Source organism: Acinetobacter sp. YH12126, assembly GCF_013418745.1.
In the GTDB taxonomy this organism is placed as follows: Bacteria; Pseudomonadota; Gammaproteobacteria; order Pseudomonadales; family Moraxellaceae; genus Acinetobacter; species Acinetobacter amyesii.
On sequence record NZ_VPBM01000023.1, the window covers coordinates 57,772 to 68,980 of the forward strand.

Annotated in this window: 10 protein-coding genes and 1 rRNA gene; 1 reads left to right on the top strand and 10 read right to left on the bottom strand. The window is 39.5% G+C overall.

The window, feature by feature from the left end:
* Positions 1–25: 25 nt before the first annotated feature.
* Positions 26–859, bottom strand: a complete 834-nt coding sequence (locus FTU62_RS15155) for a C39 family peptidase (protein ID WP_111884773.1) — start codon at positions 857–859, stop codon at positions 26–28.
* 197 nt (positions 860–1,056) lie between these two features.
* Positions 1,057–2,013: a DUF6160 family protein gene (locus FTU62_RS15160; protein ID WP_180103100.1), complete on the bottom strand. Its 957-nt coding sequence runs from the start codon at positions 2,011–2,013 to the stop codon at positions 1,057–1,059.
* 255 nt (positions 2,014–2,268) lie between these two features.
* Here FTU62_RS15160 and pabB point away from each other — a divergent pair, with 255 nt between their 5' ends.
* Entirely contained in the window at positions 2,269–3,609 is a 1,341-nt protein-coding gene (pabB, locus tag FTU62_RS15165; protein WP_180103101.1) for an aminodeoxychorismate synthase component I, read from the top strand.
* A 116-nt stretch (positions 3,610–3,725) separates the two neighbouring features.
* Here the strand turns inward: pabB and hisC are convergent, their stop codons facing one another.
* From hisC to rrf, 8 genes are all read right to left on the bottom strand, one after another.
* Entirely contained in the window at positions 3,726–4,823 is a 1,098-nt protein-coding gene (gene hisC, locus FTU62_RS15170; protein ID WP_180103102.1) for a histidinol-phosphate transaminase, read from the bottom strand.
* 181 nt (positions 4,824–5,004) lie between these two features.
* A complete protein-coding gene (gene hisD / locus FTU62_RS15175; RefSeq protein ID WP_180103103.1) occupies positions 5,005–6,306 on the bottom strand; it encodes a histidinol dehydrogenase in 1,302 nt (433 codons plus the stop codon).
* Positions 6,307–6,507: 201 nt separating this feature from the next.
* Positions 6,508–7,209 carry an ATP phosphoribosyltransferase gene (hisG, locus tag FTU62_RS15180; RefSeq protein WP_180103104.1) on the bottom strand — a complete coding sequence of 234 codons (702 nt, stop codon included), beginning with the start codon at positions 7,207–7,209 and terminating at the stop codon, positions 6,508–6,510.
* Positions 7,209–8,465: a UDP-N-acetylglucosamine 1-carboxyvinyltransferase gene (gene murA / locus FTU62_RS15185; RefSeq protein WP_180103105.1), complete on the bottom strand. Its 1,257-nt coding sequence runs from the start codon at positions 8,463–8,465 to the stop codon at positions 7,209–7,211. Before murA ends, hisG begins: the two co-directional genes overlap by 1 nt.
* A gap of 6 nt (positions 8,466–8,471) precedes the next feature.
* Entirely contained in the window at positions 8,472–8,723 is a 252-nt protein-coding gene (gene ibaG / locus FTU62_RS15190; protein WP_078191194.1) for a BolA family iron metabolism protein IbaG, read from the bottom strand.
* Between the two features lie 135 nt (positions 8,724–8,858).
* The gene (hpf, locus tag FTU62_RS15195; RefSeq protein ID WP_078191195.1) at positions 8,859–9,191 is read right to left on the bottom strand and encodes a ribosome hibernation-promoting factor, HPF/YfiA family; all 333 of its coding nucleotides are present in this window, start codon (positions 9,189–9,191) and stop codon (positions 8,859–8,861) included.
* 169 nt (positions 9,192–9,360) lie between these two features.
* On the bottom strand, positions 9,361–10,815 hold the full coding sequence (locus tag FTU62_RS15200; protein WP_078192378.1) for an RNA polymerase factor sigma-54: 1,455 nt from the start codon (positions 10,813–10,815) through the stop codon (positions 9,361–9,363).
* Between the two features lie 291 nt (positions 10,816–11,106).
* Positions 11,107–11,209: ribosomal RNA gene (gene rrf / locus FTU62_RS15205) — 5S ribosomal RNA — on the bottom strand; the annotation flags it as partial.

Sequence of the window (11,209 nt, forward strand, 5' to 3'; positions counted from 1 at the left end):
CACTTTGTTATACGCTTTCATCTAATCATTTACTCTTGTAGTAAAGCCTTAGAAAGTTGTAATTCGATTTACCATATGACTCCGACTCTTCATTCATGTTTTTATCAAGTCGTATCGTAGATGCCTTGTCTGCAATTTTTTCCATGTAAAACTGCGGATATTGAATATCAACCAATGCATAACGGTTCACGGTTGCATCTTCAACATGTCGCAAGTCTGAATCTTGCAAAGCTAATAAATTTTTACGTTGCTCAGGCGCAACGTTGATTAAGAATAATGTGTTGTTTTCCCATATTTCTTGGAATCTAACTTCATCGAAACTGATATTGCCCAGTGCTGGATCTGCAACATAAACACGCCCATCTTTATAGGCTTTAAAAACCACAAAATGTTTAAAACCAGCATATGAAATGGGAACAATCGCAGGCTGACCTTGCTTAACTAGATCTGAAAACTCACCTTTGTAGCCCCCACTGTCTAGCCCCACAGCAGCGACAAAACGTTTCATGTCTAATAAGGAGAAACTTCGACGTTCGATGATTTTTTCAGTTTCACCAAATTTCAGCAAACCATTCATGGTCTGTTGCTCAGTTAGCTGTGTCCCGACATAACCATTTAATAAAGTGGTTAAGGCTGCTGAACCACAACTGTAGTCATAAGCTTGCCGAACGATGCCTCGAAATTGATCTTCTATGGCAGGTTTAATTTTTACAGATTCACGGTGCATCCGAGTAAAGGAATCATTTCGTGAATCCAATGTTTCGGTATAGTGAACTGTTCCGACTGGCTTTTCTTTTAAATCAAAGGACTCTTTGGCAAAGTAATACATCAATGCCGAGCCTACTGCTATCTCTAACATATCTTCTAACTTTTAGTTATCGGCAATGATGTGCCTTTTTTCATTATTATTTAGAGCTATTGCTCTACATCCATGTATTATGCAAGATACCTTTTTTTTTATAAAAAAACAGCATTTTTTTATGCTTTATTGGGTCATTCCGCACTTTTTTGTAAAAAAAAGCGCGTGATCAACACGCGCCTTATTTTTATTCTAAATTACTTACTAGAAATTGTAATTACAGAACCTTGGTTATATACACCCATTGCTGGGCTGTAGAACGTTTGTAAGCCTTGAACTTCGATATCACCAATTGAACCAGCGTCTTTACTTCCTAAATGAATACCTTTCACATAGTTATCAATTGGACCAGAGTTGCTTACCATTTGAATATAACCATTGTTTGTGCCTTCTTTACCATAAACACGAACATCTTGGTTAATCGTTAGGTCAGTTTTATTAGCATCAGCAACTTTGATGCTTTCGATAAAGATTTCACCTGCTTCGCGTGTAGCCGTTTTAGTTGATGCATCAAGGATACCAAGATCTTTAATTTCTAAACCACCAACCATTTTCGTACTCAGTTTAATCATTGCACCTTGTGGAGCAGCACCCAACTGAACATTTGCAGTCATTGGACCAGTTTTTAGAGAAAGGCCAGATAAAATTGCATTGTAGTTGTTATCGTCACCACCACGGCGAATGCCTGTAGTACCCGCTGTACCAGATGCTGTTACGCCAATTTCACCGATTTTGATATCTAAACCAGAAACATCAGCTGCGATGTTAATGAATGCACCATTTGCACCAGTACCAGCATCAGTATCAATACGTAAATCAGCTAAATTGCGAGAAGCGAGAAGATAAGCTCCACCGTTATCATAGTTTGCACCAATAACGATACCTTTATTTTCTAAAGGATCACCAGCTTTCTTGTTACCTTGAATAACGATCGCACCAGCAGTACTTGTACCGCCCTTAGCTGTGTCCGTTAAACCGTCGTTATCGTGAATGAAAAGTTTTTCAATTTCAATTTTAGAGATACCAATCCCGATGTTAATACCATCTTGACCAGTGGTTGAACTAAGTGCAGCATCGTCCATTGCTTGCATAGCCATAGCATTCGCACTAAATGCGATTGAAGAAACTAGAGCTAATTTAGTGAAATTTTTCATACGGTACTCTCCCAAGAGTATTTATTTTTTTTGATTTTCAACCACTCGATTTATTCAGCTGTAATATTATTTTGTGACAACTGCTAAATCTTTCCTTGAGTTGTTTGCTCGCTCGATTAAATTATATCCAAGCTGAAATTTGTTCAACTGTTGTTGGTCGCAATCTAATTCTTACCGATAAACGGTATTTGCAAACCAAATGAATTAGGAATGGTATAAAATCCATTTTAGTCTTTAAAGTTAATTTTTCTGTTGATGCAAAAACCAATTTCTTTTAAAAAATTTATTCTCAAACAAACTGTTAGTGCTCAAAAGATTTTGCAAGCGCTTGCGCCCTTGTCACATGTGATTTTTTTAGAAGATCAAAACCAACCTGTTATTTGCTTTTTGGCAAATCAATATCAACAATTGAAGAATGATGAACTTAAAGCTTATGTCCGTACCAATTTAGATCAATATGAGGAATCTGATACTCAGCCCTTGCAAAATATTGCCTTCCAAGATTTATGTTCAAACTTAGGCAGCGGGTTTTCTGGGGGCTGGGCTGGTTTTATTAGCTATGATTATGCAGCGCAGCAACAGATTTCCTTGCACGCCAAAGCGCAACCTCGCTTGTTTTTAGGACAATTTTCTAGTTTCTTAAGACTAGAAAATGATGGTTGGTATTTTTATAGTTCTGATCATTCTGCAGCTCAAATTTACGACTACATTGATCAGTTCATTCAAACAGAGATCACTCAGAATCAATTTAAATTAAGACAAAAATGTACTGCAAGATGGTCCAAGTCAGACTACACAAAAGCCTTTGATCAAGTTCAGGAATATATTAAAGCGGGCGATTGCTATCAAATTAATTTAACACAAGAGTTCACAGCTCAAGCAAACGGTTCACTCTTAGATACTGCTCAAGAATTTTGGTCACTGACTGATGCACCATATTCAGGCTACTTACGTATTAATGATTTTGAAATTTTAAGTTGTTCGCCTGAACTTTTTATAGATTTTAAGCCTAAACGCAAGATTATTACTAAACCAATCAAAGGCACGATGCCTCGCTATGAAGATCCAGTTTTAGATGCGCAGTCAAAACAACGATTAAAATCATCTGAAAAAGACATGGCTGAGAATGTCATGATTGTCGATTTACTGCGTAATGATTTGAGTGTTTATGCTGAAACAGGTTCTGTAAAAACACCTAAACTTTTTGATATTGAAAGTTTTAACCAAGTGCATCACATGGTCAGTGAAGTTGAGGCCGTGCTGAAAACAGATGTAAACCCTTTTGAAGTTCTGATGTCAGCACTGCCGGGCGGTTCGATTACCGGCGCACCTAAAATTCGCGCGATGCAAATCATTGATGAACTTGAAGGTGCTCCTCGCGGCGCCTATTGCGGCTCGATGGGTTATTTTAATCACGATGGCACGGGCTCTTGGAATATTTTAATCCGCTCTATTCAAAAATACCAAGATCAGGTTTCGCTGTGGGCAGGTGGCGGAATCACCATCGCATCAGATTGCGATGCTGAATATCAAGAATGCTTTGATAAAGTCGAAGCGATGCTGGATTTGTTAAACACGTGGTATACGGAAGATTAAACAAAAAAAGCGATTCAATTGAATCGCTTTTTTATACCCCCCCTTGCGAAGCAGTGCTTCTCACCTTTTCGAAAGGAAGATTAGGGTAGATTTAAATCTATAGTAGCTTGCAGCAATCAAGCCAAAATATCGTTTTTAAGCGTATCCACAAGGCGCTGATTTTGTTCATCTGTACCAATGGTGATACGTAGGAATTGATTAATCCGCGGCTTATTAAAGTAACGCACAATAATCCCGCGTTCGCGTAATTCAGCAGCCAACTCACCTGCATCTTTATTTGGCAATGAGGCAAAAATAAAGTTTGCCGCAGACGGCAATACCTTAAAGCCCAGCTCAGACAGCTGCTCTACTAGTTTTTCACGGCTCGCAATCACCTTGGCATTTTGCGCTTCAAAATACGCTTGATCCTCAAATGACGCCACGGCTGCTGCAATCGCAAAACGGTCCATCGGATAAGAGTTAAAGCTGTTTTTTACCGCCTCAAGCGCTGCGATTAAATGCGGCTGCGCAATCGCGAAACCGACACGCAAACCGGCCAATGAACGCGACTTAGACGTCGTTTGACAAACCACAAGATTTTCATATTTTGCAACCAAGGCCACAGCAGATTCAGCACCGAAATCGACATACGCTTCATCAATCACAACCACTGAATTTGGATTAGCTTGCAGGACTTCCTCAATTGCAGACAAACCTAAAGCAATGCTAGTAGGCGCATTCGGATTGGTAATGATGATGCCGCCATTTGGCTGTTTATAGTCATCCACCACAATTTCAAAGTCATCGTTCAGCGGCAAAATTTTAGTATTGGCAGCTATACCAAAAAATTGGCTATATACCGGATAAAAACTGTAGGTAATATCTGGATACAGAACCGGCAGTTCTTGCACAAAAAAGGCTTTAAAAATATGCGCCAGCACTTCGTCCGAGCCATTGCCGACAAAGACCTGCTCAACAGGTACATGCTGCTGTTTTGCAATCGCTTGCTTTAACTCAGACGCATCTGGATCTGGATATAAACGTAAAACATCAGCAGAATTTGCCAATACTTTTTGAACTGCTTCCACCACTTTTGGCGATGGCGGATACGGATTTTCATTGGTATTGAGTTTTAAAATATTTTGGATTTTAGGCTGCTCACCCGGTGTGTACGGTTCTAATTCACGTACATCAGGGCTCCAAAAACGCATTTGTTCAGAGGTAATATTTGGCATTTTATTTTGCTCTTTTTCACCCTCTCCTAACCCCTCTTGCACTTCGCTTTAAAGGAATCCTTAAAGCTCGTTCAGGGAGAGGAATATTCATTTTATGAGATTTCCCCTTTCCTTTCAGGAGAGGGTTAGGGAGAGGTTTATAGTTTTGGAAAACTAAGTTTTTCACCTAGTCTATATTTTATTACTGGTAACGATATCTCGCAGATCTCGCATGCGCATCTAAGTTTTCCTGCTGCGCTAATGTATCAGCCGTTTTCGCTAAAGTTTTCACGCCATCTTCAGAACACATGATTAAACTTGAGCGCTTTTGGAAATCATAAACACCGAGCGGTGATGAGAAACGCGCTGTGCCGGAGGTTGGCAACACGTGGTTTGGACCTGCACAATAATCACCAATCGCTTCCGGTGTATATCGACCCATGAAAATCGCGCCGGCATGGCGGATATCTTCAGCCATTTCCTGTGCTTGATCCAAGCACAGCATCAAATGTTCAGGCGCAACTTGGTTAATCAATTCGGCGCCTTCAGCACGGTCTTTGACTAAAACCAATGCGCCGCGGTTTTCGATTGAAGTACGCGCAATATCCGCTTTTGGTAACGCTTCTAAATGCTTTTCAATCCATTGTTCCACTTGATCTAAAAGATCCGCATCTGGCGTAATGAACACCGCTTGAGCCACAGTGTCATGTTCCGCTTGCGACAACAAATCCATAGCCAGCCATTCAGCGTTGTTTTGACCTTCTGCATAGACCAAAATTTCGGATGGCCCTGCAATCATATCAATGCCAACTTGACCAAATACCGCACGTTTTGCTGCAGCAACGAAACGGTTGCCTGGGCCAGTGATTTTATCCACAGATGGAATGCTTTCTGTGCCGTAAGCCAATGCTGCAACCGCTTGCGCGCCGCCAATGGTAAATACACGGTGTACGCCTGCTAAGTAGGCTGCTGCCAAAACCAATGGATTTAAATCACCATTCGGTGCAGGCACCATCATAATAATTTCAGGCACGCCAGCAACATGCGCAGGTACAGCATTCATCAATACAGAAGACGGATAAGAAGCTAAACCGCCTGGTACATAAATACCTACACGGTCCAACGGTGTGACCTTTTGACCAAGGGTATTTCCTAAAGCATCTACATAAGTCCAGCCATCTTGCTTTTGCGCTTGGTGAAATTCACGAACACGGTTCGCAGCCAGTTCTAAGGCTTCACGCACTTCTGAACTTAAACCCTCAAATGCTGCTTTCAGTTGTGCTTGCGTCAGCTCTAATTCTGAGAATTGATGCGCTGGATGTCGATCGAACTGCTGTGTCAATTTAAGAACATGAGCATCACCATACTGACGAACATCAGCAATGATTTGGTCAACGGTTTTTAAAAGTTCTGGATCATTCACAGTTTCAAAAGCCAGCAAGTCAGCAAAAGCTTGCTTGAAGTTTTGATCTTGAGTCGATAAACGTCGCATCAATTTACCCACAAGGTAATCTATTGGAAAAGATTAGTTTACCTGTTTTAGCGCAGCTTGTGGATATCTATCGCATGTGTTCATGTGGAGTTTTATTGAAAATAACTTTCGTTAAAATTGGTGAAAATACAGTTTTATCATTATTTCTTAGTTTTCATAAAAAAACCGCCCAGATTTGAGCGGTTTGATCAGCATAGCTAGAAACTTAACAACTTATGCTTTTTTTGCTTGCTCGCGTTCTTCCACGGCTTTTTCTAGCTGTGCAAGAATTGGATTCAACAAAATTTGTTTACGTTTAAAGCTTGCTTTGTTCACGATTAAACGTGATGACACTTTACAGATTTCTTCCAAAGGCTCTAAACCATTGGCACGTAAAGTGTTCCCTGTATCCACAACATCGACGATGTAATCACCTAAACCAACCAAAGGTGCAAGTTCCATAGAACCATACAGTTTGATCACATCAACTTGCTCGCCTAAGCTTGCATAATATTGACGGGTTAAATTGACGTACTTGGTTGCAATCTTTAAACGACCTTTCGGACGAACCATGCCGACTTTACCAGCCGTCATTAACTTACAGTTGGCAATTTTTAAGTCCAATGGTTCATACACATTTTGTGCACCATGTTCCATCAGCACATCTTTACCTGCCACCCCAATATCTGCAGCACCATTTTCAACATAAGTTGGTACATCAGAAGCACGTAAAATTAAAATACGTACGTGCTTATGGGTCGTTGGAAAAATTAACTTACGAGATTTATCCGGATCTTCCAATAAGTTAATGCCAGCTGTTTCCAACAATGGCAAAGTTTCTTTTAAGATACGTCCCTTACTTAATGCTAAAGTTAAACCATGATCAAAATTGCCCATTACGTCAAAATTGGGATCATCGTTTCTCATATCGCTCATTAACTTACTCGCTTAATTTGGGCACCTAAACCTTGTAACTTCGCTTCAACATCTTCATAACCACGGTCAATATGATAGATACGGTCAATCAACGTTTCCCCATCAGCGGCAAGTGCTGCTAAAACCAATGAGAAAGAAGCTCGTAAATCAGTTGCCATCACCGGTGCAGCAGATAATTTCTCTACACCTGTAACAACAGCATCATTACCTTCAACCTGAATATTGGCACCCATACGTGCTAATTCAGGTACATGCATAAAACGGTTTTCGAAAATCGTTTCTGAAATTGTGGCAAAACCACGACCAATTGCATTCACCGCCATCAGCTGTGCTTGCATATCGGTAGGAAATTCTGGATGTGGTAAAGTCTGGAAACTTACTGCTTTCGGGCGTTTACCCATCATATCCAGTTCAATCCAATCTTCGCCGCGCGTAACTTCCGCGCCCATTTCTTCAAATTTATCCAGTACAGACTCCAACAAGTTTGGATCTGTATGCGTGGTTTTGATTTTACCGCCAGTTATTGCCGCAGCAGCAAGATAAGAACCTGTCTCGATACGATCTGCAACAACGGCATATTCACAGCCATGTAGGCTTTCAACACCTGTAACAACCAAAGTATCTGTGTCTAAACCTTCGATTTTTGCACCCATCTTGATCAACATATTAGCAAGATCAGTAATCTCGGGTTCACGAGCCGCGTTACGAATGGTCGTTACACCGTCTGCAAGAACCGCAGCAGTTAGAATATTTTCAGTACCACCAACTGTGACCATATCAAAGACAACTTCGCCACCTTTTAGACGACCATCCACTTTGGCATGCACATAACCTGCTTCAACTTCAATCTCTGCACCAAGTGCTTCTAAAGCTTTTAAATGTTGATCTACAGGGCGTGAACCAATTGCACATCCACCCGGCAAAGACACTTTTGCACTACCATAGCGCGCCAATAACGGGCCAAGCACCAAAATAGATGCACGCATGGTTTTCACGAGTTCATATGGTGCAAATTGATTATCTAAGCTAGCAGTATCAGCCTTAACCGTATCACCTTCATAACTGATTTGAACACCTAAACCTGCGATCAATTTCACTAAGGTGTTCACATCTTTAAGATTTGGTACATTGGTTAATGTAATAGGTGTATCCGCAAGGATAGTTGCAGCGAGTAATGGCAATGCAGCATTTTTCGCACCAGAAATACGAACTTCACCTTCGAGCTTAGTACCGCCCTGAATCAGAAATTTATCCATTAATTATTAAGCTCCGAATAAGCTTGCTTTGCGCCATTCTTCTTTGGTCATTGCACGAATTGTTACTGCATGTACTTCACCGCTGGCAATGTAGGAGTTCAAAGGTGCATAAACAGATTGTTGACGAGCAACAGGACGTTTCCCTTCAAATTGATCATCGACGATGCGTAGATCAAATTTGCCGCCTTGCCCACTAACTGCAACCTCAGCTTCTGGAAAAGCAGCTTTTAAAATTTCAGTGAGCTGTTCACTATTCATCACAAGACCCCATATAGGACTAACGGTGTAAAACCCGTCATTTTACTATAAATCTAAAAAATAATTCATTAGTCACATACATTATATATATAAAAAAAGAGGTTATAAAAAACCTCTTTTTGTACAATGTACAATCTAAACCGTTAAAGGCATATAAATGAGCTGCATTTTTCGATGTTTATGTAATTGTTTTTTTAATTTTTCAGATAATTTTTTGATCGAGGTATACATATCATCAGCACACGCTTGCGCAAAAAGTTCTGTCCCGGGTAATCGTATAATCGCTTCTGCAATATGATTATCACTGCCTTTTTTTGAACGTTTATCAACTTGATGATCTTTAGTCAACTTAACTTGCATACTATTGACCTGATCTAAATGTTTGGTCATTTCCGCAAATTTAAGACGAATATTTTCTTCTATTGCTGGCGTAATTGTTAAATGGTGGCCACGAATTGTAATCTGCATAATTCTATCCCTCACCTTCTTTCAGGACCTGAAAAGTTCAAGCCGAATTATCCAACTCAATATGCGAAGCATACATTTACACGATCAGATCATTTCGGCTATTCCTTATATAAAAAAGAGATTCATTATTTCGTCATAATGAACCTCTAGAATAGTCAGATTTTCAAATTTAGATCAACACTTTTCGCTCTGAAGATGATGGAATATGTAACGATTCACGATACTTCGCAACCGTACGACGAGCAACATCAATACCTTCCGCATTAAGCAAAACTGCAATTGCATTATCAGACAAAGGCTTACGTGTATTTTCTTCTGCAATCAGCTTTTTAATTTTTGCACGAATTGCAGTCGAAGACGCTTCCCCACCCGATGACGTTCCAACATGACTTGAGAAGAAATATTTCAACTCAAATAATCCACGTGGTGTGAGCATATATTTATTTGTGGTTACACGGGAAACTGTGGATTCATGGAGTTCGACTTCTTCGGCAATGTCTCGTAGTACCAAAGGCTTCATTGCCTCAGGTCCTTGTTCAAAGAACGCTCGTTGATGCTCAACAATACAGGTTGCTACTTTTAATAAAGTTTTATGTCGTTCATCAATACTTTTAATGAAATTCTTTGCTTCAAGCATTTGATTTCGTAAATATTGATTATCGTCACTTTGATCTGCACGCTTGATCATATTGGCATAAAAAGAATTTACCCGTAGTTTTGGCATTACATCAGGATTTAATTGAACCAACCAATGTTCATTCTTTTTTAAGACCACAACATCTGGTATTTGATAGTCTGAATCTTTATCTTCAAATTCTTGCCCTGGATGCGCTTTTAATGTTTTTAACAAAGAAATGGCTAGTTTGAGCTGTTCTGTATTTAATCCCGTTTGCTTAATCAACTTGGGTAATTCATTGGTAATCAGCAACTCATAATTTTTCAATAATAAAATAGCTTCATATCGATATTCAACATGTTCAGGAAGATTTTCAACTTGCACCATTAAACATTCGGCAAGATTGCGTGAGCCTACCCCTACAGGATCTAGACGCTGAATATGCTTTAAAACTACTAAAACTTCGTCATCTTCGACTTCTTCTTCATAATCCATAGAGTCTAAAAGATGCTGAACCGATTGGGTAATTTCATTTAAGTCACAATCTAAAAAACCTTTGTTATCTAAAGCATCGATAATACAGTGTGCAATTAGTTTATCGATCATAGAAAAGTGTAAAAGATTAACTTGCTCAAGCATATGCGCTTGTAAACTTTGATGCCCCTGCCGATTATCTTCGCGCTCTTCAAATTCAGCAGCACCTAAACTTGTGGGTTGATGGGTATATACATCATCCCATTCTGTATCCACTGGTAACTCATCAGGTAAATGATCGGCATTTAATTCATTGGTTAAGTCTTTATTTTCCCTTTCTTGTTCTTGTAAGCTATTTAAACTTTCAACGGTATTTTGTTCTTCAACTTTCTCTAATAGAGGATTACTGTCGAGTTGGATTTGAATTTCTTGTTCCAATTCCAAACTTGAAAGCTGTAATAAACGAATGGCTTGTTGTAATTGAGGTGTTAATGATAAGGAATTGGCAACCTTTAACCCCATCGCTAATTTCATTAATAACTCCCCCTATAATTAACCGCACTTTATAAGCAATTTTTATGCCGTTTTATTTTTTATAGCATAATTTCGAAGAGAACGCCCGATTTTTTGTCTTTTTTAGACTCATTATTCAGCTAATTCATTCTTCTATTAGGAACAATTCGCCTTATAAATTAACTATATAATTAGATTTCTTATTCATTTTATTCCGGCTGTCACTGTATTTTTTGTTTTTCATTGTTCTTATTATTTCTCCCCGCATAAAAAAACACCCCCTGCACTAGTCAGGGGGTGTTTCGAATAATGAGCTGGCGATGACTTACTCTCACATGGGTAACCCCACACTACCATCAGCGCTAAGAGGTTTCACTTCTGAGTTCGGGAAGGGATCAGGTGGTTCACTCTTGCT